General features: G+C 64.6%; 21 protein-coding genes. 6 read left to right on the top strand and 15 right to left on the bottom strand.

Annotation, left to right across the window (positions count from 1 at the left end; translation table 11 throughout):
* Nucleotides 1-8 precede the first annotated feature (8 nt).
* Complete coding sequence (locus VNW74_RS06815) at nt 9-3,008, bottom strand: protein kinase domain-containing protein (protein ID WP_325675839.1); 3,000 nt, start codon at nt 3,006-3,008, stop codon at nt 9-11.
* A gap of 281 nt (nt 3,009-3,289) precedes the next feature.
* Between VNW74_RS06815 and VNW74_RS06810 the strand changes: the two genes are divergently transcribed.
* Both VNW74_RS06810 and VNW74_RS06805 read left to right on the top strand, forming a co-directional pair.
* Nucleotides 3,290-4,288 (top strand): DUF7065 domain-containing protein, encoded by a 999-nt coding sequence (locus tag VNW74_RS06810; RefSeq protein ID WP_325675838.1) that lies wholly within the window; start codon nt 3,290-3,292, stop codon nt 4,286-4,288.
* A 4-nt stretch (nt 4,289-4,292) separates the two neighbouring features.
* Entirely contained in the window at nt 4,293-5,639 is a 1,347-nt protein-coding gene (locus VNW74_RS06805; RefSeq protein WP_325675837.1) for a protoporphyrinogen/coproporphyrinogen oxidase, read from the top strand.
* A gap of 118 nt (nt 5,640-5,757) precedes the next feature.
* Here VNW74_RS06805 and VNW74_RS06800 read toward each other — a convergent pair whose 3' ends face one another.
* Entirely contained in the window at nt 5,758-6,897 is a 1,140-nt protein-coding gene (locus VNW74_RS06800; RefSeq protein ID WP_325675836.1) for an epoxide hydrolase, read from the bottom strand.
* 293 nt (nt 6,898-7,190) lie between these two features.
* On the opposite strand from VNW74_RS06800, the gene VNW74_RS06795 reads away from it, so the two are divergent.
* Complete coding sequence (locus VNW74_RS06795; protein WP_325675835.1) at nt 7,191-8,894, top strand: NAD(P)/FAD-dependent oxidoreductase; 1,704 nt, start codon at nt 7,191-7,193, stop codon at nt 8,892-8,894.
* 73 nt (nt 8,895-8,967) lie between these two features.
* Here the strand turns inward: VNW74_RS06795 and VNW74_RS06790 are convergent, their stop codons facing one another.
* From VNW74_RS06790 to VNW74_RS06730, 13 genes are all read right to left on the bottom strand, one after another.
* Nucleotides 8,968-10,632 (bottom strand): PEP-utilizing enzyme, encoded by a 1,665-nt coding sequence (locus VNW74_RS06790; protein WP_325675834.1) that lies wholly within the window; start codon nt 10,630-10,632, stop codon nt 8,968-8,970.
* A gap of 1 nt (nt 10,633) precedes the next feature.
* Nucleotides 10,634-11,695 (bottom strand): hypothetical protein, encoded by a 1,062-nt coding sequence (locus VNW74_RS06785; protein ID WP_325675833.1) that lies wholly within the window; start codon nt 11,693-11,695, stop codon nt 10,634-10,636.
* 38 nt (nt 11,696-11,733) lie between these two features.
* Nucleotides 11,734-12,888, bottom strand: a complete 1,155-nt coding sequence (locus VNW74_RS06780; RefSeq protein WP_325675832.1) for an acyl-CoA dehydrogenase family protein — start codon at nt 12,886-12,888, stop codon at nt 11,734-11,736.
* Between the two features lie 187 nt (nt 12,889-13,075).
* Nucleotides 13,076-13,681, bottom strand: coding sequence for a MarR family transcriptional regulator (locus tag VNW74_RS06775; RefSeq protein WP_325675831.1), 606 nt, complete (start codon nt 13,679-13,681; stop codon nt 13,076-13,078).
* Nucleotides 13,674-15,305 carry a pyruvate, phosphate dikinase gene (locus VNW74_RS06770; RefSeq protein WP_325675830.1) on the bottom strand — a complete coding sequence of 544 codons (1,632 nt, stop codon included), beginning with the start codon at nt 15,303-15,305 and terminating at the stop codon, nt 13,674-13,676. The genes VNW74_RS06775 and VNW74_RS06770 overlap by 8 nt, the downstream gene beginning before the upstream one ends.
* A gap of 12 nt (nt 15,306-15,317) precedes the next feature.
* Nucleotides 15,318-15,509, bottom strand: coding sequence for a ferredoxin (locus VNW74_RS06765; RefSeq protein WP_325675829.1), 192 nt, complete (start codon nt 15,507-15,509; stop codon nt 15,318-15,320).
* Nucleotides 15,509-16,894, bottom strand: a complete 1,386-nt coding sequence (locus VNW74_RS06760; RefSeq protein ID WP_325675828.1) for an aldehyde dehydrogenase family protein — start codon at nt 16,892-16,894, stop codon at nt 15,509-15,511. Before VNW74_RS06760 ends, VNW74_RS06765 begins: the two co-directional genes overlap by 1 nt.
* 18 nt (nt 16,895-16,912) lie before the next feature.
* Complete coding sequence (locus VNW74_RS06755) at nt 16,913-17,704, bottom strand: coniferyl-alcohol dehydrogenase (protein WP_325675827.1); 792 nt, start codon at nt 17,702-17,704, stop codon at nt 16,913-16,915.
* 7 nt (nt 17,705-17,711) lie between these two features.
* Nucleotides 17,712-18,977 (bottom strand): cytochrome P450, encoded by a 1,266-nt coding sequence (locus VNW74_RS06750; RefSeq protein ID WP_325675826.1) that lies wholly within the window; start codon nt 18,975-18,977, stop codon nt 17,712-17,714.
* Nucleotides 18,974-20,512 carry an acyl-CoA synthetase gene (locus tag VNW74_RS06745; protein ID WP_325675825.1) on the bottom strand — a complete coding sequence of 513 codons (1,539 nt, stop codon included), beginning with the start codon at nt 20,510-20,512 and terminating at the stop codon, nt 18,974-18,976. The genes VNW74_RS06750 and VNW74_RS06745 overlap by 4 nt, the downstream gene beginning before the upstream one ends.
* A gap of 4 nt (nt 20,513-20,516) precedes the next feature.
* Nucleotides 20,517-20,921 (bottom strand): SCP2 sterol-binding domain-containing protein, encoded by a 405-nt coding sequence (locus VNW74_RS06740; protein ID WP_325675824.1) that lies wholly within the window; start codon nt 20,919-20,921, stop codon nt 20,517-20,519.
* A gap of 231 nt (nt 20,922-21,152) precedes the next feature.
* The gene (locus tag VNW74_RS06735) at nt 21,153-22,358 is read right to left on the bottom strand and encodes a cytochrome P450 (RefSeq protein ID WP_325675823.1); all 1,206 of its coding nucleotides are present in this window, start codon (nt 22,356-22,358) and stop codon (nt 21,153-21,155) included.
* A gap of 78 nt (nt 22,359-22,436) precedes the next feature.
* Nucleotides 22,437-23,432 carry a zinc-binding dehydrogenase gene (locus tag VNW74_RS06730; protein ID WP_325675822.1) on the bottom strand — a complete coding sequence of 332 codons (996 nt, stop codon included), beginning with the start codon at nt 23,430-23,432 and terminating at the stop codon, nt 22,437-22,439.
* A 69-nt stretch (nt 23,433-23,501) separates the two neighbouring features.
* On the opposite strand from VNW74_RS06730, the gene VNW74_RS06725 reads away from it, so the two are divergent.
* Genes VNW74_RS06725 through VNW74_RS06715 form a run of 3 tightly spaced genes read left to right on the top strand, consistent with a single transcriptional unit; the run spans nt 23,502 to nt 26,349 of the window.
* A complete protein-coding gene (locus tag VNW74_RS06725; protein WP_325675821.1) occupies nt 23,502-24,704 on the top strand; it encodes a thiolase C-terminal domain-containing protein in 1,203 nt (400 codons plus the stop codon).
* Between the two features lie 8 nt (nt 24,705-24,712).
* Nucleotides 24,713-25,135 (top strand): Zn-ribbon domain-containing OB-fold protein, encoded by a 423-nt coding sequence (locus VNW74_RS06720; RefSeq protein ID WP_325675820.1) that lies wholly within the window; start codon nt 24,713-24,715, stop codon nt 25,133-25,135.
* Nucleotides 25,132-26,349, top strand: coding sequence for a CoA transferase (locus VNW74_RS06715; protein WP_325675819.1), 1,218 nt, complete (start codon nt 25,132-25,134; stop codon nt 26,347-26,349). The genes VNW74_RS06720 and VNW74_RS06715 overlap by 4 nt, the downstream gene beginning before the upstream one ends.
* The last annotated feature ends 1 nt before the right edge of the window (nt 26,350 follow it).

Genomic DNA, 26,350 nt, shown 5'->3' with positions numbered 1-26,350 from the left:
AATGAAACTCACCCGCCAAGTGCGTAGGCAACCGCCTCGTCGAAGTCGAGTGATCGGCCTTTCTGACGGGCGGTCTCGAATCCCTCTTCGCCTAACGCTTCCCGAGCGTGGCGTTCACAATCACGGTGGTGCCCGAGTAGGGCGGGAAATACCACTGTGGAACCGGTTCCCACCGCAAGGCCCAACGACTCAGCGACCGCCATCAGCGTGACGGCCAACTGCGGGTTGTGTCTGACACCGGCGATCCAGGCCAAACCCTCCAGGCATGTCGCGGCATTGCGCGGATCGTTGAGTCGATGCGTCAACCGCAGGGATTCGCTCAATGTCTCTGCCGCGCGGTCGATTTCGCCATGACGCAACTGGACGATCCCCGCCGTCCACATCACCCATGATCGGTACACCGACTCACCGCGCGATTCCGCGAAGGCCAGCGCTCGTTCGACCCAACGAGCGGCCTCTTGGGTTTCACCGCGGAATTCGTGTGCCCACCCGAGGAGGCACATCGCCAGAAGCCGCACCATCGGATCGTCGCCGGCATCAAGGCCGGCCTGCAAACATGTGCAGGCTCGGTCGAATTTGCCGGTTACCAGCGACTTGAACCCGTCGGCAATAGCGAACAGACCACGCGCTACCGGGTCTGTCATCTGTTCGACCAACGCGCCCATCGCCGTGACGCGGGCCTCCTCAGCCGACGTGTCACCCTGAAGCCCGCTGATCGCTGCGGCACCATATAGCGCCATCACCCATGCCCGGCCCGGTTCGGCCACGGTAGTGGCCAGCGCACGGTCCAACCAACGACGTCCTTCGCTGAGCATTCCACGCGCAGTCCACACCGGATGGATGGCAGCGGCGATCTCGACCGCGGTCTCCGGGGAGTGCTGCAGGCCAAACTCCAGTGCCTCGCGCAGGTTTGGCATCTCCCGTCCGACGCGCTCGATCCAGTCGATCTGCCGCGGACCGAACCATTCGGTCGCGGTCTTACTTGCGAGCCTTCGGTACCAGTCCAGGTGCCGTTGCCGCAGATCCACGTATGCGTCGGTTTGTTGGATCTGTTCCCTGCCGAAATCACGGAGTGTGTCGAGTAACCGGAAGCCCACCGCTCCGCGCGTTTCCGTCCGGTTCAAAATCGATTTGTCGACCAGGGATGACAGCAGATCGAGGAACTCGTCCGCGGACCATTCCCCGCCGCAAATGTCTTCCGCCGCCTCGAGTTCAAAGCTTCCGGCGAAGACCGACAGTCGGCTCCACAGCTGTTGTTCGTCCGGACTGCATAGGTCGTAGCTCCAGCCGACGCTCCAGCGCAGCGTCTGCTGCCGGTTCGGCGCCCCTCGGCTTCCACGCGTCAACAACGCGTACCGGTCGGATAGCCTGTCGGAAATTTGTTCGAGTGACATGGCACGCAGTCGTGCGGCCGCGAGCTCGATTGCCAAGGGCAATCCGTCCAGCTGGTGACAGATGCGGGCCACCGTCGCCTTGTTCTCGTCGGTGAGCGTGAATCCGGGCACCGCCGACGCCGCCCGCTGGGTGAACAACGTCGCCGCGTCGTGTTGAGGCACTCCACCCAGCGTCGGCACGGAGTCGGCATCCGGCACCGCGAGCGGCGACAGCCGCAGCTCCGACTCCCCATCGACGCCCAGGCGCTCACGGCTGGTGGTGATGATCCGCAGGTCCGGGCACCCCCGCAGCAGGGCACTCGTCAGCTGCGCGGCTGCCTCGACGACTTGCTCACAGTTGTCGAGCACCAGCAGCAGGTTGCGCGCGCTCAGGAAATCGACCAGCCCTTCGAGCAATGATCGAGCTGAGTCGTCCCGCAAGCCCAAGCCGGCAGCCACCACGTCGACCAACAGCGATCCGTCGTGTAGCTCATCCAATTCGATCAGCCAGACGCCGTCCGCGAAATCCTGCCGCAGCTCGCCGGCCACCCGCAGCGCCAACCTGGTCTTTCCCACTCCGCCCAATCCCGTCAACGTCACCAGGCGCGACGTTGACAGCAGCTTTTTCAGCTCGGTCAGTTCCGCGCGCCGACCGATAAAGCTGGTCAGCTCAACAGGAATGTTGCCCCGCAGCGAGCGAACCCCTGCGACGTGTCGCCGCTCGGCCACGTCGACGGCTTCGCCTCGCAGCGCCATCTCGTCGACACAAAAACCGTGGCTCGCCTGAACCCTCCGCAGCTCTTCACCCAGTTCGATAGCTGTCGGGCGACCGTTTGGATCGCGAGACATTGCCTTCTCGACTACCGACGAGACGTCTTCGGGGATGCTCGACTCGCGCAGATCCGGCGCCGACTCGGTGGCGATCCGCAAAAACTGCGCCACGACCTGCTCACCGCTGCGGCGTTCGTAGGCCGCGTGGCCGGTGAGGGCGCAGAACAGGGTGGCGCCGAGACCGTAGACGTCCGACGCCTCGGTCGGTGGATCACCGCCGAGGATCTCGGGCGCGGTGAATGCGGGCGAGCCGGTGAAGGTGCCGGTGGCAGTCTTGAAGCCACCGGAGATGTGCGCAATTCCAAAATCGCTCAACGCCGGCTCGCCGTACTCGGTCGACAAAATGTTTCCGGGTTTGACGTCTCGGTGAATTATTTCGAGCCGATGTGCGGTTGCCAGCGCGCCAGCCATCTTCACCCCGAGCCGCAGGACCTCGTCCAAAGCCAGCGGCCCGAGCCGACGAATCCGTGCTTCCAACGACCCCTCTCGGTGGTACTGCATGACGAGATATGGATAGCCGCTTTCGGTTTCGCCGACCTGAAGTACGCCGACAATGTTGGGATGTCCAGTAAGGCGGCCCATCGCACGTTGCTCGCGCAAGAACCGCTCCCGGTTCTCGTTGAGTTCGGCCGTGAGAACTTTGACCGCCACTGCCCGGTCCAGGCCCGGCTGGGAGCACCGGTAGACGATCCCAAAACCACCGCGCCCGATTTCGTCGGCATCGTCGAATCCGGCCGCATTCAACTCCGCGCCGACGGCCAAGCCGACGTCTCGTTGGGTGCTGAACGGGTCGCGTTCCATCATTGTGCCTGCTAGGGCTAGAGCATACCGTCGCAGCAAACCGCGGTCAGTGGCCCCGCGCAACCGACGAGGGTGGCGATCGACGGCAGCTAGCTGAAAATTCTTTCAACATTGAATATACGATCATTCGCCACTATCATGGGCCGCGGCCGCCTGATCTCTCGCCGACTGAATGATGTCTTGGCTATCCGGAGAAGTGCGGCAAGCATCTGCAGATGCCAGGAGAGAGGGCCCACGATGCTCAACCCATTCAGAAGCGTGCTCGGGGCGGTAGGTCGAGGACGATGAGCAAGCATTACGACATCGCTGACGAAGGCAGCCACGAACCTGACACCGAGGACTCGGAATGGCAGGAAAGTGTGTTCGTCCATTGGTATGACCGGGTGGCGGGGGTGGGCGGTGTGAGCAGGATCGGCCACGAGCCCAATCGGCCACGAGGCGGTCGCGCGGCATTGCAGTGCTTTGTGGCTACCGCCGACGGCATCCGGTACCGCCGCAACGACTTTCAGCTGCCGCTGGAGCAGGTGACCACCGAGCGAGGATTCCGCGCGGGGGGTTCACAGTGGCACGTCGATGAGGGAGCGCCGCGGCTGGTGATCGACGAGCCCGGCGTCTACGCAGACCTGACCATGGACAAGTTCTATCCGCTCACCGACTTTTTTCCGCCGAGCAGCAGCATGGCGCAGGACTTCGCTAAAGACCATTACGAGACCTCCGGACGGATTTCGGGTCGCGTGCGTATCGACGGCCGCAGCTATGACATCAACGGGATGTACCATCGGGACCACTCATGGGGCTTGCGGAACACGATGACGCTAAAGAGTCACCGATGGATCTCCGGAACCTTTGGCCCTGATCTTTCTTTCGGCTCGATCTTGTGGCATGCCTCGGACGACTCACTGGTAAGGGTGGGTTATCTTGTGCGCGACGGCCAGATCGACTACGCCGTCGACGTCGACGCCGTGACATACCTCGAACCCGATGGATTGACCCATCGTGGCGGTCAGGTGCGCTGGTCGATGCCGAACGACGAGGTGTTCACACTGCAAGCCGACCCGATGGATGCTGTCGTGGCGCACCTGCACAACGTCTACTACGTCGATTCGATCTGTGACGTGTGGCTCCCGGGCGATAACAACCGCTGGGGCATATGCGATTTCGAGGTCAGCAACAACGCCCGGCTGGGAACCGCGCCGATCGGTACTGCGATTAACGCCGCACTCGACGATGGACTGACCCGGCGACCCCGGCGTCCTGAATCGTTGATTGCACTTCGGGTGTGAGGTGGTGAGCGGGGCGGCACCGGGGCCGGATCCTGGTGATGTCATCGTCGTCGGAGCCGGCCCTTCAGGGCTGGCGGCGGCGCAGCGGCTGGCCCGAGCGGGCGTTTCAGTTCGGCTACTGGACGCCGCAGACCGGGTGGGCGGCAAGATGTCCACAACCTACCGGGGTGGATTCATCGTCGATAACGGCGCCTTCTTCATCACCAGCACCTACCGCAATGTGCTGTCGATCGCTGACGAGATCGGGATGGGCGACGACGTCGTTGCCGGGAGGTTCGTGCTCAGCGTCATGCGCGACGGTGTGCTGCATGATCTGGACGGCGACCACCTGGTCTCGGCGATCCTCAAGACCAAGCTGCTGTCGCCGCGGGCCAAGGCTGAGCTGGTCAAGCTCGGGCCGGAGTTGGTGCGCTCGAGACGGGCTCTCTACGACCGGATTCCGGGCGCGGGCCGCTACGACACCGAGTCCGTGCGCGACTGGGCGGAGTCGCACCTGAGCCCGGAGCTGCAGGAATTTCTGATCGGCGCGCTGATGCGCGGCATCTCGGCCACCAACGGCGCCGACACGTCGCGAGTGGACTTTCTCGCGCTGCTCACGCTGCTCGGTGGGGCGAAGCTGTTGGCGTTCAAGGACGGCATGAACTCCTACGCCGAACGCATCGCACAGGACAAGAAGGTCGATCTGGGTGCCAATGTCAACAATATCGAGGAGATTGGTGGCGGTGTCACCGTCAAGTGGACCGACGCTAGCGGGACACCGCGGGTCGAACGGGCCGCCGCGTGCATCGTCGCCACCCCGGGAAGGGTTACTGCGGAGATGGTTCCCCAGCTTGACGACTGGCGGAAGGGCTTTCTGCGGCGGGTCAACAACAATCGCCTGCTGGTCGTCAATGTTGGTCTGTCCCAACGCCCACCGCTGGACACCACCTACATCCTGGTGCCCGAATCCACACATCCGTTCGTGACCGGGTTGATGTTCGATCATTACAAGGCGCCCGGGCGCGCGCCCGAGAGCAAGGGCTTGATGTCGGTGGCGTTGCTTGACACCTGGTGTCGTGACCACTGCGACGACGATGACGATGACATCCGCCGCGCCGTACTGGAGGGAGTCGGCACGATCCTGCCCCAAATCGTTCCCACGGTGGAGTTCGCCGAGGTCCGTCGGTGGTATCTCGAGGTCAATCCGATCGGCTTCTACCGCGAGCTGGGCAAGTTCCGCAGGCTCTGCGAGGAAGACACGCGTATCCAGCTCGCCGGCGACTCGCAGAGCATCCAGAACATCGAAGCGGCGACCACCACCGGGCTGCGAGCGGCCGACAGGCTGCTGGCGACCGGGATCCTGCGCCACTAGCGGCAACTACTGACGCACTGGACCAATGCGGAGGACATGCGACGCCGGTGCGGCGAATGTCGTTGCTAACCGTCGTATTCGAAAATGCGCCAGCCGATCACACGGCATATGCAGGCATTCAGGTGAGCGCCCGGACACTGGCGCGCATCTCGTCGACGAAAATCTGCGGCTGTTCCAAGGCGGCGAAGTGGCCGCCTTTGGCGACGGCGTGGTAGTAGCGAAGGTCGGTGAACCTGGTGCGAAGCCATCGTTGGCTGACCCTGACGATTTCCTTCGGGAACCGGGTGTACGCCGAGGGCACGGCGACCTGGTCAAATGAGCTGATCATCGAGAAGCTTTCCCAGTACAAGCGCGCCGAGGAAGCAGCGGTGTTGGTCAACCAGTACAGCATCACGTTGTCCAGGATGACGTCTCGCGACACTGCGTTTTCCGGGTGCCCGTCACAGTCGGTCCAGGCGTAGAACTTCTCGGTGATCCAGGCAAGTTGACCGACCGGCGAGTCGGCCAGCCCGTAGCCCAACGTCTGTGGCCGGGTTGCCTGCTGTACGGCGTAGGCGCCCTCTTGCTGCATGTACGCCGGCAAGCCCCCGGCTGCCTGCTCGTCGGGGGTCAGTTCACCGAGCCCGGCCAGCGCCTCCGGCGAGGCCAGTGCAAGGTTGACGTGGATGCCGAGCAGGCCGGCGGGGGGTTCGACACCCATCGCCGCCGTCACGAACGCGCCCCAGTCGCCCCCCTGCGCGTAGTAGTGGCGGTAGTCCAGGGCGACCATGAGTCGGTTCCAAGCCTCGGCGATTCGCTCGATGCCCACCCCTGGTGTTGTTGGCCTGTCACTGAACCCGTATCCGGGCAAGGATGGGATGACCACGTGAAAGGCGTCGTCGGCGTGCCCGCCGAACCGTTCCGGATCGGTCAGCGCACCGACCACGTCAAGAAATTCGACCACCGAGCCAGGCCAGCCATGGGTCAAGATCAGCGGCCGCGCATCGCGATGCGGGGAGCGTACATGCAGAAAGTGGATACCCAAATCACCGATGGTCGCGCGGAACTGCGGATAAGCATTGAGCCGGTTGGCGACCCGGTGCATGTCGTAGTCGCTCGCCCAGTAGCGGGCCAGCTCGCGAACGTAATCCTGCGGGATGCCCTGCGACCAGTCGGACACGGTTTCGCCATCTGGCCATCGTGTCCGCTCCAGGCGACTGCGCAGATCGGCGATGTCGGCCTCGGAGATCTCAACCCGGAAGTCGCAAATTTCGACCATGGCGACAAAGCTCCCTTCAACAGCGTTAACGAGCACTTACTTGTACCTTGACACCCATATAGGCGGCTTGCTCTTCGCTGCAACGAGAATAGTGCCCATATGCACTGGGTCAAGAACATACGTTCGCAGCTTCATCCCATACGCGGGCCTAATCGAGCGGCGGCACCCAACGCCCGGTCGGACGAGAGTAGGCTTCGTCGACATGGCGAATCCCGTCCGATATAATTTTAATCGCGGTTAGATTCACGTCCGAGCGGGCGGCGCCCGCTCCCCCGGCGATCGAAGGACTGGTCATGAAACACACTCCCCCGCCGCGCGACGCCGACGTTGTCGTGGTCGGATCCGGACACAACGGCCTGGTTGCGGCCGCATATCTGGCCAAGGCCGGGCTCGACGTACTCGTCGTCGAGGCGTCCCCCACCGCTGGCGGTATGACCTCGACGAATCCCTTTGCACCCGAGGCGCCGGAGTACATGATCAACGAGGCCTCGATCCAGGCGTCACTGTTCCGGACCACCACCATCGACCGCGACCTCGGACTGTCACGCAATTATGGGCTGCGCCAGACGGTCATCGATCCCGCGCACTTCCAACTCTCCGCCGACGGCGCATCGCTGGGTTTGTGGCGCAACCCGCGCAAGACCGCGGGCGAGCTGGAGTACTTCTCGAAGAAGGACGCCCGCGCGCTGCTGGAGCTCTACGAGGTAATCGACGCCGCGGTCGAGATCGGCCTGCCGATGATGCAGACCAGTGTCACCGAGCCCGAGATCAAGAGCATCCTGAAGTCGGCGCGCGCGGTGGTGAAGAACCGTAAGCAATTGGTCGCCCTCGGTCGCTGGATGTCGAGCTCGCAGGCCGAGGCCGTCGAGGAGAGCTTCGAGCACGACATGATCCGGGCACCGTTGCTGACCAGTCTGCCGTTCATGCCGTTCGACGCCGATATGTCTGGGTGGTCGCTGATCTATCTGGGTGTGCTGAGCAAGTATGGCGTGGCGATGTTCCACGGCGGCACCGGATCGCTGCCCAAGGCGCTGATTGGTGTCATCAAGGACAACCACGGGGACGTGATCACCAGCTCGCCCGTCGAGGAGCTGATCGTCACCAACAACCGCTGCACTGGCGTGCGGATCAGGGGTGGCGCCGAAATCCGTGCCCGCCGTGCGGTTCTCACCGCGTGCAGCCCGAAGACCACGCTGACCCGGCTGCTGCCGCGCGGTGTCTTGGAGCCCAAGAAGCAAAACGCTGCCGATCACATTCCCACCCGCAAGCGCGGTATCGCCGACGCTAAGGTCAACGTCGCGCTGTCGGGCCGGGTCGACATGTCCAGGCACGAGAAGTGGCGTGGTGATGGCATTGACCTGCGCCAGGCGTGCAACTGCTACCACACCTACGAACAGGCCCTGGAGGCCGCGCGCTCCTGTGTGCGAGGCAAGGTGCCCGACGCCATTCCCGGCCTGGCTCAGGTGACTAACTCGTTCGATCCGTCGATGTCGCCCCCGGGTAAGGATCTGTGGTGGTTCTGGACCGGCCTGACCCCGTCCTACCCCGAGGACGGCTGGGACGTCGCGCGCAAGGCAATTACCGACAGCATCATCAAAGACGCCGAGATGTACTACAAGGGCGTCGAGGACATGCAGGTGGCCGTGCGCCCGTTGGTGTTGCCCGATATCGAGGAGCGGTTCTGGGCGATCGACGGCTCGGTCTACCATGTCGACCCCACCCTTAGCCGCTTCGGCCCGAACAAGCCGGTGGCCGGCTTCGCGGGGTACAAGACCCCGGTCGAGGGCCTCTACCTGACGGGGTCGGGTACCCACCCGGTGGCCGGCATCAGCGGTATGCCCGGCCAAAACGCGGCGCGCATCATGCTCAAACACTTCCACCTCGAGGACAAAGGTGGCCGACTGGGTGTGCTCAAGGAGCTGGTGGCGCAACGCCGGAAGGCCGACGTGGACCCGTACTCCAGCGGCCAGAACGACCCCTTCCCAGCCGATCTCTGACCGAGAAACCCCACAATCGGCCGCTTTCGAATACGGCCGAAATCCGGCAGGTCTACTGACGCTTTGCGCTGCGCTACGCCGTTGGCGCGCTCTGGAGGATCTCTACCCGGCCGGTTGTGCCGTCCACCCGCACCCGCATGCCGTCGCGCAACGTGGTGGTGCCGGTCCGGGTACCGGCGACGCAGGGCAATCCCAATTCGCGACAGACGATGGCGGCGTGGCTCATGGCGCTGCCCACGTCGGTGACCACCGCTTCGGCAAGCGGAAACAGCGCAGCCCAGCTGGGATCGGTCGCCCGGCACACCAGGACAGTGCCCTCGTCGATGTCGGCGTCGTCGAGATCGCGGACGACGCGCACGGTTCCCTCGGCGATGCCGGCGCTAACCCCTAAGCCCTCGACCGTGTCAGGCCGGCGGTCAGCCGCCACGTCAGCGACCCGGGCGCCGATCTCGAAGTCAGGCTCGCCACGCCATACGTGCGGAAGCACCATCCGGTCGAACATCGCATGATCAGACCGGCGCTGGCTGACCAGGTCGGCCCAGCCGCCACGATTACCGCGGGCGAGCTCGTCGATGGTCAGGAATCGCACGTCTGTTGGATCGTCGAGCACTCCGGCGTCGGCGAGGTCACGGCCGACGACGCGGGACGCCGCGCGGCCGACGTCAATGGCCCGCAACATGCTGGCACGGCCGGTCTCGCGCCATGTCGGTGCGTGCGCGGCAAAGCGGACAAGCGCCCTCGCCGGTATCGACCGGATCGGACCGAGAACCTGCTCCAGGCGCTGGACGGCGACGGCGTGTTCGCGGCGGCGCCGCCGCACCAGCTGATCCACATCCTCGGCCCCGCGCCGCGACCGGTAGGTGGCGGCCAGCTCGACGACGGGCTGCGAATCCTCCCGCCATACCGTCGATTCCACCAAGCCCTCGCGCGGCCCGTGATAGCCATGCCGACGCAGGAAATCTTCGACGGTAATCCTGTCGGCCGACAACTGCCACAGGTCTCGGACCAGATCGAACTCGGCGGTCCCCTCGTCGCTCTTGATGAGCTCGTGCTGCAGGCCCTCCAGCCCGGCTTTGATCGCCATGGTCTCGACTCGACCCATCACCCCCTGGCACGCCATGGACAACACCATGTGAATGACCAGGATCCCGTCGAACCGGCGACGCGCCTCGACGAGCGCGCCCACGGCCGAATCGCCGGTTAGCCGTTGGGGTTCGAAAACCGTGGCCTGCCACCACCGTGCGGTCTCTTCAGCGCATGGCTCAAGGTTGCGCATCGCGCGCCGCAGCGCGCGAGGAAACTTCGCCACCACGAACGGATAACGACGCATCTTGCGCAGGCCGGTGAGCTCGGGCTCACCGCCGCGCTGCACAGATCCGAACACCTGCGCCTCCATCAGCGCGGCCGAGCCGCCCGGCACCTGCGCCGCCATGCGGCCCAGCAGGTCGAGGTTGCCAATGGCGTGACCGTAGGCAACGGAAAAGAATCGACCATCGACGTCGTCCGGAATCGGCCGCCGCGATTTCGGCAGCACACCAAGATCCACCCAACAACCGCGCATCGTGGACTCGGTCGGCGGGAAGTACATCGACCAGGTCAGCGGCGTCACCGTTCCGGGCAGACCCTCATCGACATTGGCCGTCGTCCAGCGCAGCTTGGCCCCGGGCCAGTGGACCGGGCTGGCGGCCAGCTCGTCGGGAGTCAGCTCGGTGGCGCGTCGCGGCTGATTCGACGGCACTCTAGCGTTCCTCCGTTGAAGGGAGCATGGACGGCCGGTAGTCACGCTCGATGACCCCGTAACCGACCTCGCCGTCGGCGGCAACCGCATGCACTGTGCTCTGGGTGACGATGACGGGGTCGGGCTGCGACACCAGGTCGACCCCGTTGATGTTCTCGTTGGGCTGCAGGTAAGTCAGCGAATAGCCATGCAACCGAGAGGCTTTGAATACCTCTGTCGACTCGTCGGCCCGCGACAGGGTGATAGTCATCGCGTGCGGCTGGTGGGTGGCGATGCTGTGCAGGCCGGTGACCCTGACGTCGGTCCCGATCTCACAGATGCCGGCTTGCTGGATGCAAAAGGTGCGGTGGTCCACCTGACCGTCGCGGCGCCAATTCACCAGACCGTTGACGACGCGATCGGTACGGGGGAAGACCACCACGAAGAAATGCAGCCCGCCGAGGCCTCCGATGTCCCGCGGGCCGCTGGAATGGTCTCGATGAGCAACACCATCGACGTCCCAGCTCCGGGAGCCCGCGGTCAGCCGCCCAGTCGCGCGGAACCCTTGGGTGTGATGAAACGACGCCCAACTCAAGCCGTCGATACCCAACGCGCCGTGCATGTCCCACACCGGGGCGACGGCTTGCAGCTCGAGGTCGAAGGAGAAAGCGCGCGCCGGCCCGGCACCGACCGGGCCAGTCGCCATCGTGGCCAAGTCGCAGACAGCGCCTGCCCCGTCGAATGCCAACCGCCAACCGCGCAGCGGAGTCGTGCATGTGACTCGCAGGTTTCCCGTCGCGGGGCCGCGCGCGTCGACAGCTCGCCCCCACGACCGGTCCACCAGTAGCTCGCCGTCCGGCAGCATCGCGATTACCTGAGCCCACCACAAGTCAAGGTCAGCGGGCCACCGGCCGGTATGCACGAACACCCCAACACCATCCTGCGGTGACCAGGCGTGGAAATACATGGTCTCGCTCCAGCCCGGCACGTCGACTGACGGCGCATGCAACAGGTCCAGCCCGGGCTCGACACCAAAGGGATTGTCGCCGAGCACACGCCGCTCGGCAGTGACGGACCGCGGCATGCTCACGCAGGCCCAAAAAGCGCGCGGCGTCGAGCCATTCAGATACCGCCGCGGGCGACGAGTTGGGCAGCGATTACATTGCGCTGGATCTCATTGGTGCCTTCGCCGACAATCATCAATGGCGCGTCCCGGAAGTAACGTTCAGCGTCGAACTCTGTGGAATAGCCGTAACCGCCGTGGATCCGCACGGCATTCAGTGCGATCTCCATCGCCACTTCCGACGCGAACAGCTTGGCCATGCCGGCCTCCATATCGCAGCGCTCACCGCTGTCATAGCGCTCGGCTGCATAGAGGGTGAGCTGTCGGGCAGCAGTGAGTTTTGTTGCCATGTCGGCCAAATAGTTGCCGATCGCTTGGTGTTTCCAGATCGGCTGGCCGAAACTCTCCCGCTGCTGCGCGTAAGCAAGCGCATCCTCGAGGGCGGCGGTCGCCACGCCGAGCGCACGGGAGGCGACCTGGATGCGGCCGGTCTCCAGGCCTTTCATCATTTGCGCAAACCCCTTGCCGGGCACGCCGCCGAGGATCGCCGATCCGGCAATGCGGTAGCCGTCGAAGGACAGCTCGCAGCTTTCCACGCCTTTGTAGCCGAGCTTGGGCAGATCACGCGACACCGTCAGGCCCGGGCCGTGCTCTGCGAGCACAATCGAGATGCCGGTGTGCCTCGGCGTTGCTTTCGGATCGGTTTTGCAGAGTAGGGCAATGACGCCTGAGCGGCGTGCGTTGGAGATCCAGGTTTTTGCGCCGGTGATCACCAGGTCCTCCCCGTCGGGAAGCGCGTTGGTGGTCATGTTCTGCAGGTCGGAACCGCCGCCAGGTTCGGTGAGCGCCATCGTCGCGCGGACCTCGCCGGTGGCCATCACAGGGAGATAGGTCTTTTTCTGCTCCTCGGTGCCGAACAGCGTGAGTAATTTGGCCACCACGGTGTGTCCGCCCATCGCGCCGGCCAGGCTCATCCAGCCACGCGCCAACTCCTGGGTCACCAGCACATAGCAAGGCATGGATACCGGCGAACCGCCATACTCTTCAGGAATCGCCAACCCGTAGATCCCGATCTGCTTCATTTGTTCGATCCACTTTTCGGGATACTCGTTGGCGTGTTCGACGTCACGGACCGTCGGTTTGACGTCACGGTCGACGAACGTCCGAACTGTCTGGACCAGTAGCCGTTCTTCCTCGGTCAACACAGAACTCATACCATCACCTCCTCTCAACCAGATTCTATTTTAGATTAAACGATCCTGGCTGGGATACCGGCCTCCGGGGTTTGGATAGTCCGGCCGGCAGGACAATGGCCGATCCCGGTATCGCTCGACGGAGCGGACGGGCCGGCGCGGATCAAAATCCCCCGCGCAGCCGGCAAGGAATGCCCTCGGGTGCTGGCTAATCCGCGTGCCCGGCCCTGGCTTCCTCTTCGCGAGTGAGGCCCGAGGCGCCAATGAGCTCCTCGTGCAATTCGAACCACACGGTGTGGTAGGAGTCGATGATCGGCCGAGCGAACCATGTTGCGTCGCCGGCCTTGACCTTGCCTAAGGCCGAGTTCAGTTTCGCAGCATATGCACTTAGCCGAGGCAATAGCGTGGTGATCGTGGCAGCGATGGGCGACACCCGCTGATGCAGGGTGTCGAGGCGGTTCACTATCGCGGCGTCATACTCGGCGTCGTCGTGTGAGTTAGGTTGACCGTCTTTGATCTGCCAGTCCGATACCAGCGCCTTGAATTCGTTGTTGACGACCCGGAAATCGCCGTACGTTTCGGCCAGGGCGTTCTGGTCGACACCGGAACGCTCGTTTGCCAGCAGGGCGTTGAGCCGCTCGCGTCCCTCGGCGCTGATCCGGAAGGTCTTCCCTTCGACCAGCAGTCCGGCGGCGGTCAGTTGCGCTAACGTCGCCGCGACATCAGCGGCGTCTTCACCCAGGGTGGCAACCAGATCAGCCTCGCTAACCCGGCCTTTGAGTCGGACGGCCTGCAACACAGTCAACTCAGACATTGGCCAGTCCCTTCGTGTCTTCATTCAGTCGTAGCGCAATGAGCATAGTGATCAGCGGATGCGGTGAGATGACATCGGTATGGCCGGCGGCAAGCGCACCGGCAACCGCCGCCGGAGAGGTGTCGTCAAGCACCTCGTAGTCGCCGCTCACGTGGGCACGGAGCGGGCTCTCGCGGCGGGCGATCTCGGCGAGCTCAGCCAGGTCAGGCGAGTCGCTCTCCGACCAGGCCGTGCGTTGCAGAATCCCCTCGCGCACTTCCCCTTCAGCACCGTCAACGGTGATCAGCTTGCCGGCAAGGGCCGCGGCCACCCCGGCGCCGCACCCCACCACGGCCGGTCGGCCGATCTCCCGGCTCACCACCGCGGCATGCGATGTTGCTCCACCAATCTCGGTGACGATGCCTCGGGCAGCCAGCATGCCCTGCACATCGTCGGGGCTGGTCGCCGTGCGGACCAAGATGACATCGTGCCCTTCGTCGGCGGCATCGAGCGCCTCATCGACGTCGGTGTAGGCCTTACCCGACACCACGCCCGGACACGCCGGCAGGCCCTTGGCTAACAGTGTTGCCGCCAACCGGGTTTCGGGTTGCAAGCAGGGCATCAGCAAAGTCTCGACCTGGGCGGGGGTGACCCGGCGCAATGCCTCCGCATCGTCGATCAATCCCTCGCGGCACAACTGCAATGCCAGGCGCACCGCGGCCTGAGCCGACCGTTTGGCCACCCGAGTCTGCAGCAGCCACAGTGTGCCCTCCTCGACGGTGAATTCGATGTCCTGCACCTCGGCGACAAGCCGCTCCAGCGTCTGCGCCGCGGCCATCAGCTGCTCATAGACGGCCGGTTGCTCATCACGCAGCGCGGCGACGGGTTCAACGTCGACGCTGCCCGAGACGACATCTTCGCCCTGGCCTCCCGCCAGCCATTCACCGAACGGCTCGTTGGCACCGGTCATCGGGTTACGGGAGAACAGAACCCCAGTACCCGAGTTATCCGCCAAGTTGCCAAACACCATGGCCTGCACGACAACCGCGGTGCCAGCCGCATCGCTCAGACCGTGGTGCGCGCGGTAGGTGATCGCCCGCGCACTGTTCCACGACGCGAAGACCGCCTCGATCGCTCCCCGCAGCTGCGCCCAGGGATCGGCGGGCACCTCAGCGTGTTCGTCCCCACCCAACACGATGCGCCGGTACATACCGCTAAATCGGTTGCGCGTATCGCCCGCGAACTCCCCACCCGCCACCGCCGCGAGCGCATCTTCGACCCCATCGTCGATGCCAAGGTCAAGCACCGTGTCCATCATCCCGGGCATCGACAGCGCCGCCCCGCTACGCACACTGACCAACAGCGGCCGCGGACCGCGCCCGAACGTGCGTGAGGTCTCGACCTCCAGCCACTGCATCATCTGGCGCACCTCACCCCAGATGTCATCAAGACAGCCACGAGGGTCGGCGAAGAACCTCGCACACACCTCCGTAGTGATGCAAAACGCCGGCGGCACCGGCAACCCGTTTTGCCGCATCGCATCAATGCCGTAGCCCTTGTTGCCCAGCGCCGCGCGGGGAAGACCGGCACGGCCGTCCAGCTTTACGACGAAGCGGTGCGGTTCAGCGGTGGTGATGTCAGCCATTGTGATCGCGTCTTAGTCCTCGATTGACAGCGCGCTGGTCGGGCAGTTGCTCACAGCCTCTTCGACTGCTGCTCGATCGTCTTCTGGCGGTTCGGGATTGATTGCGTGCGACTGGCCGTCGTCACCGACCTGGAACACCGTCGGTGCGGTGACTTCGCACAATCCGATTCCCGAACACCTGGCGGTGTCGACTTTGACTTTCATCAGAACAGCCTCCGCATGATGCTGAGGGCCCGTTGGCTGTAGGGCGGATAGACCAGACGTGGATCGGGTCTTGCCGGCCTGGCCAACACCGCGCGGCGGTGGCTGAGTGTTTCGAAGCCCCACCTGCCGTGATAGGCGCCCATGCCGCTGGCGCCGACACCACCAAACGGCAGTGAGGGCACCAGACAATGCATGGCGACGTGGTTGATCACCGCGCCGCCGGACGGGATGCGGTCGATCAGGTCGCGGCCAAGCTGCCCAGAGGAAAAGACGTATAGCGCCAAGGGCTTCGGACGGCTGTTGACGAACTGCACGGCCTGGTCGAGGGATTCGACGGTGAGGACAGGCAGTAGCGGGCCGAAGATTTCATCGGCCATCACCGGATCAGTCGGTGACGGGTCGACGATCAATGTCGGTTCGATCCGCAGCGTGGCGCCGTCCGAGCGGCCTCCGGTGACGACCTTGCCGTCGGTGGTGCTGATCAGCGAAACCAGTCGGTCGAACTGACGTTGGTTGACGATCCGCAACCCCGAATCCACCTCGTCCGCCCGGAAATCGCGGACATTGGCGACAATCTTGTCGACCAAATCGGCAACGATGCTGTGATCGGCCAGCACATAGTCCGGCGCAATGCAGGTCTGGCCCGAATTCAACAGCTTCACCCAGGCGATGCGTCGCGCCGCAACATCGATGTCGGCGTCAGCCGTAACGATTACCGGACTTTTGCCGCCCAGTTCCAGCGTGACCGGGGTCAGGGTCGGCGCGGCCGCGGCCATGATCTTCTTGCCGACCTCCGTGCCGCCGGTAAACAAAACGTGATCGAATCCCGCCGCCAGCAACTCCTGAGTGGTGGCGGCATCGCCCTCAATGACGCGCACGGCCTCTGCATCGACATATTGCGGAAGCAACCGCGCCAACAGCGCCGAGGTGGCGGGCGCCAGCTCGGAGGGCTTGATGACCGCACAGTTGCCCGCGGCCACCGCGGCAACCAGCGGCGCCAGGCTCAGGTACAGCGGATAATTCCACGGCCCGATGACCAGCACGACGCCCAGCGGGTCGTACTGCACCCACGCCCGACCAGGTAGCTGCGCCAAGGGCAACGACTCCCGCCGCCTGCGCATCCACCTCCGCACATGCTTGCGTGCATAAGTAGCTTCGGCCTTGGTCGAGGCGACATCACCCAGCCACGCCTCCGCCGGCGAGCGGCCCAGGTCTTCGGCCAGCGCCGCGGCGATCTCCGGCTCCCGCTCGTCGAGTAAGCGCTCGATCGCGCGCAGCTGTTCTAGCCGCCATTCCAGGGCGCGGGTGCGGCCGGCGGCGAACACCCGCCGCAGGTCGGTGAGCACGCCGGCGCTGCCGGTCGTGTCTGGTGCATGAATGGTCATAGATTCTCCCCGCTAACCTTAGATTTCGGGGGCCGGCACTACGCCACTTGCCACCGCCCCGGTGATGCCGCCGTCGACGGCAATCGCCTGGCCGTTGACCCAGCGGGCATCGTCGGAAGCCAAAAACAGCACCACATCGGCGATATCGCCCGGGTCGGCGTGCCGGCCAAGCAGGTTCTTCAATCCGTCGAGGGTGTCCTTGCCCATCGACTCCTCGAAGTCAACCAGGATCGGCGTCTCTACCGGCCCGGGCAGCACCGCGTTGATCCGAAATCCCATCTCGGCCAACGCCAAACCCATCGACATGGCGTAGACGGTGGTGACTTCTTTGGAGAAGTTGTACGCATTACCCTGCTGCGGGTGGGCCTTGAACCAGGCCGCGCCCTCCTCGAAGGTATCGGTGGCCAGCAAGTCGCGGATCGCGTCAAGACGCAGCGGCCAGCCGAAGCCGGCGGTCGACGACACGATTGTGACCGAACCGCTCGGCTTCAGTCGTTCGAAGAACGACTCGGTCAAGTGACGCACCGCCAGGCTGTTGACGGCCAACACCAAGTCGGCCGGCGCGGTGCCGGGGATGCCGGCAACGTTCATCAGGCCGTCGAACTCGCCGCCGAGTTGTTCCACGGCGGTGTCGATGCTGTGCGGATTCGCCAGATCGACCTCGATGTGTTGGGTTACCTTGGCGCTCGGTTGGTTTCGGTCCAGGCAGTGAACCTCCGCGCCCGCGGCCAGCAACCGCTCGGCGACCGCATGGCCGATGCCTGATGCCGCGCCGGTGACGACGTAGCGCTTGCCGGAAAAGTCAGTCATGGCTCTCCTAGTCGAGGGTGTAGGGCAGGGATTTGACTGCGGTGATGAAGTTTCCGGTCAGATACTCGGGTTCGCCGACCCGCAGGTTCGGCGCCCGGAAGATCAGCTCACGGAAGATGGATTCCAGCTGCATCTTCGCCATGAAAGCACCCATGCAGAAGTGCGCGCCACCGCCCCCGAATGCAACGTGGGGGTTAGGCGATCGGGTGATGTCGAATTCGTAAGGGTTGGTGAACACCCGCTCGTCGCGGTTGGCCGACGAGTAGACCATCGTCACCCAGTCGCCCTCGCGGATGTGCTGGCCACGTAGCTCGGTGTCCTGGGTGGCGGTGCGGCGGAACGTCATCACCGGGGTCGTCCAGCGAACGAACTCCTCGATGGCAACCTTGATGCGCCCGTCGAAATCCTTCTCCAGCAACGCTTTCTGCTCGGGAAATTGCTGCAAAGCAATCGTGGTGAAGGTGGTAGTGGTGCGGGTGGTGTCGTTCGCCGCCACCGAGAGCAGGACGAAGTACGGGCCCAGCTCGTCGTCGGTGAGCCGCCGCCCGTCGACCTCGGCCTGCACCAGCGAGGTCATCAGGTCGTTCTGCGGATGTGCACGCCGGCTCTCGGCCAAACCGATCCCGATATTGAGCAGTCCGACCAGCGAATCGGTCAGCACTTCGGCGGGTTCACGACCGGCGGCGACATCGGGATCGGCCCAGGCCACCATGCCCTCGGCCAGGTGCGCAGCCTCATCGCGCTCGTCCTCGGGTAAGCCAAGCATCTCGTAAATGGTCCACATCGGCAGACGCTTGGACACCTGCTGGACGAAGTCACCCTCCGTCGTCTTGAGCAGATCGTCGATGATCGACTTCGCCTGGTGATCGATCTGGTCCTTGATCGTGGCGACTTGCCGCGGGGTGAAGACCGAGCTGACGAGCCTTCGCAGGCTCGAGTGCTTCGCGCCGTCCATGCCCAGGAAGGACTGGGCGGCCTCGAGCATCTCTTCGGGTACGGACTCGAACGTGATGCCCTGCCCGGAGCAGAAGATCTCTGGGTTCTTGCTGACGTAGCTGACGTCCTCGTGGCGCGTGACCACCCAGACGCCGTCGACCTCGGGCTCCATCAAGGAGCCCTCGATCGGGTGGTGCCAGCTGACCGGGCTTTCGTCGCGAAGGATTTTGAACGCCTTCTCGCGCTCGTCAAAGCTTCGCGCCCAGAAATCCAACGGCGAGATGCTTACCGGATCGAAGGGCGGGCGGTCGATCTTCGGCGGTATCTCTGTAGTCATGCGGTTGCCTCCATGTAGCGGGCTTTGAGAGTTCTCTTCACGAGCTTCCCGGTGGCTGTCCGGGGTAGCTCGTCGACGAAGTCGACGGTGCGGGGTGCTTTGTAACGCGCGATACGGTCCCGGACGTAGTTGATGATCTCATCGGCCAATTCGGCGGATGGTGTTGTCCCGGGCCGTAATTGGACTACTGCTTTGACCTGTTCGCCCATTTCCGGGTCGGGCACGCCGATCACCGCGACGTCGAAGACTTTCGGGTGCAGTGCCAGGACATTCTCGACTTCCTGTGGGTAGATGTTCACCCCACCGGAGATGATCACGAATGACTTGCGATCGGTCAGGAACAGGTAGCCATCTTCGTCGACATAACCGATGTCGCCGACGGTGGACCAGTTCTGGTGTTCCGGATGCCTTGAGGAAGCGGTCTTTTCGGGATCGTTGTGATATTCGAAGGGCACGACGTCGCGTTCGAAGTAGACGGTGCCAATCGTGCCCGGCGGCTGCTCGTTGCCATCGTCGTCGCAGATGCGCAGGACACCGAGTGCGGCTTTGCCAACCGATCCGCGCTTGGTTTTCCACTCCGCGGTGGCGATCACGGTGGTGCCATGCCCCTCTGTCGCACCGTAGTATTCGACGAGGATCGGTCCCCACCAGTCGATCATCGCTTCTTTGACGTCGGGCGGGCAGGGCGCGGCGGCGTGCACCGCCATTCGCAGCGAAGAGACGTCGTAGGCTTTGCGGATTGCGTCTGGCAATTGCAGCATCCGCACGAACATCGTCGGGACCACCTGGGTGACCGTCGCGCGGTACTTCTGGATGGCAGCCAGCGCCTTTTCGGCGTCGAAGCGCTCCATGAGAACCACCGTGCCGCCCAGCGCCTGAACGCCGCCGCACCACCTCAGCGGTGCGGTGTGGTAGATCGGCGCAGGCGACAGGTAGATATCATCACCGGTGATCTTGAAGGCGTGCTCCAACAGCCCGACGAGCGGGTCCCCGGGTTGGTCGACCTGGATCGGCAGCAGGTGCGGCTTGATGCCCTTGGGTCGTCCGGTGGTGCCCGAGGAGTACAACATCTCCGAACCGCGCGGCTGATCGGTCAGTCGTGGTTCTGCCGCGGCCAGCAGCTCGCCATACGGCAGGTACCCGGTGATAGCGTCACCGAACGAATACCACCACTGCGCCTCCGGAACCAGGTCGACCAGTGGCTCGGCCAGTTCTCGCACACCAGAAGAGGCTATGACTACCCGGGCCCCACTGTCGCGCAGGATGTAGGCCGCTTCCTCTGCAGCCAAATGCCAGTTCACGGCGGTGATGTACAGACCGGAACGTAGTGCAGCCCAGTAAATCTCGAACGCTTCGGCGGCGTTGTCCGAGACCATGGCGATGACATCGCCCTTGCGCAGGCCCATTCCGTATAGCGCTGCGGCCAGCCGAGCCGAATTGTCGTCAAGTTCTCGGTAGGTTAGCGTCCGGCCCGACTCGGCCATGATCACGGCCGGTCGGTCGGGCGCAGACGCCGCGTGGGTGCCCGGAAACATACTTTTAGACGAGCAGGTCGTCGCGACCGTCGTGCTTGAGTCGCTCGATATAGCCGGGATAGAGCTTCTTGCCGAGCGGAGCCAGCTTGAGCAGGCTCGCCACGTTGCCTTCGACCTTGATCTTCTTCTTGGCCATGGCCAGCGGCAGATTGACCTTGCCCTGCCAGTACCCGTTTCCGGTATCGGCCGTCATGGACATCGTCGCCGTCGGCGCCGGTCCGCCCGCCAGGCCTTCGCGCACGGATTTGTTCGCCATGTCGATGACTACGACAGCCTCGGGGTCGGTGAAGTCGAACGCCACCACGAGTCCGGTGTCAACCAGCTTGGGGCCGATCTCCGCATCGCCGAAGGCGGTCTCGAAGATGCCGCCGATGTATTTCGTGACCTCCGCCGCGTCCTTGAACCCCATTGTTCTCCTTAATCTACTTTCGATTCAATTCCCATCCCCGGACAGCGCTCCGCTTTGGATGAGTCCTTCGACCCACAGCTTATGACCTCTGTCACACAACCCCTGGAACGCGAGATTACCATAAGTCGACTTATGGTCAAGGCTGCGCGTTGACGCCCCAGGTGTCGGAACGGTTGCCCCTCAGGCCTGGTCGGCACCGAACGCATAGCACGATGCGGCACGCGGGCTTGCTTACCGTGGGGTGAACCTGACCGGCAGGCGCGAGAGCCCTGACGTCAGACTGGTGGCGGCCCAGGATTCCGGTCCCGCTTGCTCGATGTCGGACAGCCTGGTGAGTAGTTCACGGATCATGATCGCGCCTTCGGCGCGGCCGAGGTGCGAGCCCACGCAGAAATGTGGACCCCCGCCGCCGAAGGCGATGTGCTCACTGCGCTTGCGGGTGATCTCGAACGCCTCGGGATCGGTGTAAACCGCCTCGTCGCGGTTGCCGGAGCCGTAGTAGATAGCGACGCGGTCGCCTTCGGCGATCTTTTGCCCGCCCAATTCGGTGTCCTGGGTAGCCACCCGGCGGATGTAGACGACGGGCGACAGTAGCCGCAACATCTCTTCGATGGCTCCCGGGAGCAAAGCGTCGATGTCGTCGACAAGCTGTTGGCGGACCTGCGGGTGGTCGAAGAGCAGCTTCATGCCGCCCGAGATCAAGTTGCGTGAGGTGTCGAGGCCGCCGTCGGTCAGCAGGACGAAATTGCCCACGAATTCCAAGTCGGTGATGGGACGTCCGTCGACCTCCATGTTGGCGTACGCGCTGAATACGTCGTCGCTGGGGTGGGCTCGCTTCTCGGCGAACGTCTCAAATCCCATGGCGACGATCTCCATCGTCGCGGCGTTCATGGCCTCTTCGCCGACCACGTCCGGGGAGCTGTGGCTGATCATGAACAGCTCGTGCAGGCGCTGTCCGCTGGACCGCGGGATGCCAAGAAACGCCGCGGCGGTGAAGCCGGCCATGCGCCCGGCAACCGCGTCGACGAGATCACACTCACCCAGGGGGGCGATCTCGTCGACGATCGAGGCCGCGATTTGCTGCAAATTGGGCAGCATCAGCTTGACCTTCGGGGGAATCAGCATGGGCGCCACCACTTTACGAAATTGCGGGTGTCGCGGGGCGTCCATTGCCAGGAAGCCGGCCTCCACGTTCATGTCGAGAATCATCACCCCTGGCGCTGACCGGAACAGCTCGGGATGGTGTTCCACGGAACGGATGTCGGCGTTGCGGGTGACCGCCCAGAAGAACCCGCCGTCCGGGGCCGGGTGGCGATACACCGGCGCGTTAGCGCGTAACCAGCGATACTGCTCGAACGGGTGCCCGTTGCTGAAGGACGCCGCGGAGTACAAGTCGATCTGGATATCGGGCGCTTTCGTGTTGAGCGTACTGGTCATGCCGTTTCCTCCGAGTGCGGACACTGTCTACGTTGACTGGCGCGCTAAGGCCCCCAAACATGGATCTCAAACATACCATCATTTCGGCCATTTGACGCTAGCTGCGGACGGGTCAACAAGGACCTTTCCGATGGCGTCACCCGACTCCAGCCGGGCTACCGCGTCCCGCGCTGCCGCGAGCGGGTAGACGGCGTCGACCGGCGGGGTCACGCCGTGGAGGGCGCAGAACCGGGCCAACAACCGCAGATCGTCGAGGGTGCCCATCGTCGAACCGAGGATTGAGACGTGCTGCAGGAAGATACGGCCTAAGTCGAGTTCGACGGTCGCGCCCGTGGTTGCGCCGGCGACCACGACGACGCCGCCCGGGCGCACCGCACGCACTGAATGCGCCCACGTCGCCGAGCCCACCGTCTCGATCACGACATCGACGCGCTCGGGCAGGCGGGCGCCCGCGTCGAAGATGTCGTCGGCACCGATCTGCACTGCCGCCGCGAGGCGCGCGCGCGAGCGCCCCGCGACCCAGACGCGGGCCCCGCCGGCGCGCGCCAAGGCGATCGCCGCCGTGGAGACGCCACCTGCCGCGCCCTGCACGAGTACGGTTTGACCAGGCCTGATCTGCGCTTTCCGGTACAACATCGAGTAGGCGGTCAACCAAGCGGTCGGCAGACACGCCGCCGCAGTGAAGCTGAGTTCGGCCGGCTTGTCCACCAGGTTGCGGTCCGGCACCGCCACACGTGTCGCGCATGCTCCGGTGGTTGCCTCGGCCAGCATGACCCGACCGGGATCGAGGAGTTCACCCGCCGCGCCTGAGGCATTGGGAGCGACGAGTGCGTGCACCAGCACCTCTCGACCCTCGGTGGTCACCCCGGCCACGTCGGAGCCCAGGCCCAATGGGAACCGGTCGGGACTCCCTCCCCCGTCACGAATCGCCCACAAGTCGTGGCGATTCAACGCTGCGGCCTTGACCTCGACGACGGTCCATCCGGGCCGGGGCGCCGGGTCATCCTCGGTGATGACCTCGATGACGTCAGCCACCGGCCCGTTCGCCACCCGGGTGGCTACTGCTCTTTGCACGCTGCCTCCTATCGCCCCGCCCGCCTCAAATACTGGCATATTAGGTCCATTTGACGCTACGCTGTCCCGGTGAGCACTGTCGGTCTCCCGCGCGCGCACCCCCTGCGCGACCGTTGCGCCATCGTTGGCATCGGCGCCACCGACTTCACCCGCAGGTCTGGGCGCACGGAGGTGGCGTTGGCGGCGGAAGCCGCATCGGCAGCGATCACCGATGCGGGGCTGGCCCCGGCCGACATAGACGGCATCGTGCGGTGCGAGCAGGACAACGTCCGCCACAACGACCTCGCCGACGTCTTGGGCCTACCCGCATTGAACTACTGGGGATCCACCGGTACCGGGGGATCGGCGCCGGCCGGAATGATCGCTCAGGCATGCGCGGCCATCATCGCCGGCCTGGCCACTAGCGTGCTGGTGTTCCGCTCGCTAAACGGGCGCTCCGGAGCACGCTACGGGCAAGGCCGTCACGCCGACCTGCCGGTGGGGGGAAACGGATCGTATGACGAGTACTTCCTCCCGTACGGTCTGCTGGCACCCGGGCAGATGTTCGCGCTGATAGCACGGCGGCACATGCTGGAGTTCGGTACCCAGCCCGAGCAGCTGGGCGCCATCGCGATGGCGTGCCGTGAACACGCCAACAACAACCCGGCCGCGCAAATGTATGGCCGGCCGATGGGCCTTGACGACTACCTGTCGTCACGGCCCGTCACCGACCCGCTGCGGCTGTTCGACTATTGCCAGGAGACCGACGGTGCCTGTGCGGTAGTGGTGACCTCAGCCGACCGGGCCCGTGACGGTGCCGCAACGGCGGTGCTCGTCCGCGCCGCCGCACAGGGGGGTGACGCCGGACAGCAGCCGGGACTGGTCTTTCCCGCGCTGATGCGCGACAGCCTGACGACCCAGCCGTCGGCTCGGGTGGCTCAGACGTTGTACAGCCGCGCCGGTCTGGGCCCCGCCGACGTCGACGTCGCCCAGTTCTACGACTGCTTCACCATCACGGTGTTGCTGCAACTCGAGGACTATGGGTTCTGCGCCAAAGGACAAGGAGGGGCCTTCGCCGCCAGCGGTGCGCTTGGACTCGACGGTGCGTTGCCGATCAACACTGCGGGAGGGAACCTCTCGGAGGGCTACATCCACGGCCTCAACCACATCGTCGAGGGGGCCCGACAGATCCGCGGAACCTCGACCAACCAGGTCAGCGACGCCGAGGTGTGCCTCGTGACCTCCGGTCTGCCGACGGCAACCGGGGCGCTGCTGTTGACGGCGGCCAGATAGCGGTTGTCATGACTGCTGAGCTGACGCCCGTCGTCGACGACCCCGACACCGGTGGCTACTGGCAAGCCGCCCAGGGTGGCGCGCTGGCGATCCAATTGTGTTCCAAATGCCAGCAACCCATTCACCTGCCCCGCCCGCAGTGCCCCCGCTGCGGTTCGACCGATACCTGCTGGCGCGAGGTCGAGCCTGCGGCCACCGTGTACTCATGGGCCGTCGTGCGCCACGGAGTGCATCCGGCATTCCGGGTGCCCTACACCTTGGTGCTGGTCGAGCTGCGCCAGTATCCGCAGGTGCGGCTGCTGGGACGCCTCGACGGTGATCCCGACCTCGTCGAGGGCCAGCAGCTGCGAATTCGGTTCGACCACACCGCAACCGGGATCGCACTGCCGCAATGGGAGCCCGTATCCCACCACAAAGGAGAGAAGCAATGACCAAAGTGCTCGAGGGAGTGCGGGTTTTGGAGGTGGCCCTGTACGGCTTCGTGCCGGCAGCGGCCAGCGTCCTGGCCGACTGGGGTGCCGACGTGGTCAAAATCGAGCACCCCGAGACCGGCGATCCGATCCGGGGGTTGACGGCATTCGGTGTCAAACCCGGCGACGGCGGAGTGACCATGCTGTGGGAGGTTCTTAATCGCGGAAAGCGCTGCGCCGGAATTGATATCGCGCACCCAGAAGGTTACGAGGTGCTGATGTCACTTGTCGATGAGGCCGACGTCTTCGTGACCAATTTCCTTGGGCCGGCCCGCAGCCGGCTGCGCATCGACGCCGAACACATCCGCGCCCGCAACCCCGACATCATCTATGCCCGCGGGACCGGCCATGGAGTCCGCGGCGCCGACGCGGACCGGGGCGGCTTCGACGGAATCTCCTATTGGGCGCGCACGGGGCTGGCCATCGCGGCCATGCCGAAGGACTACGACTACCCCATCAACTTGCCCGGGCCGGCCGTCGGCGACATTCAGGCCGGTCTTAACCTCGCCGGCGGGATCGCCGCTGCCCTGTTTCACCGGGAGCGCACCGGCGAGGGATCGGTGGTGGACGCGTCGCTGCTGGCGGCTGGATTGTGGGCCATGCAGTCGACCATCGCCGGCAGCTACGTGATCGACCGTGACCATCTTCCCAAGGCGGACCGGCGCCGGCCCGGCAACCCGCTCGCCAACGTCTACCGCACCGCAGACGGGCGGTTTATCTTCCTTGCCATGCTCGAGGCCGACCGGTATTGGCCAGGCTTCTGCGAGGCGGTCGGGCGTCCCGACTGGGTGGCGGATCCCAGCCTGGCCACAGCCGAGGTCCGCCTGGCCAACGTCGAGAAGACCGTGCAATTGCTCGATGAGCTGTTCGCTGAACATCCGCTGACTCATTGGACGTCGGCGCTGTCCAACCAAGATGGTCAGTGGAGTGTCGTGCAATCACCGCGCGAGGCTCTCAATGACCAACAGGCCTGGGACAACGGCTTTTTCACCGTGGTGGAGTACGACAATGGCGCGCGGCTACCGCTGGTTCCAGCACCGATCCAGTTCGACGGCAACGCAGCCGAGCTGGCCCCGGCGCCGGATCACGGCCAGCACACCGATGAGTTGCTGCGCGCGCACGGTATGAGTGACGAGCGGCTACTGGAGCTCAAGATCAGCGGCGCCATCATCTGAG

Source organism: Mycobacterium sp., assembly GCF_035570115.1.
In the GTDB taxonomy this organism is placed as follows: domain Bacteria; phylum Actinomycetota; class Actinomycetes; order Mycobacteriales; family Mycobacteriaceae; genus Mycobacterium.
This window is presented reverse-complemented; position numbering and strand designations above follow the sequence as displayed.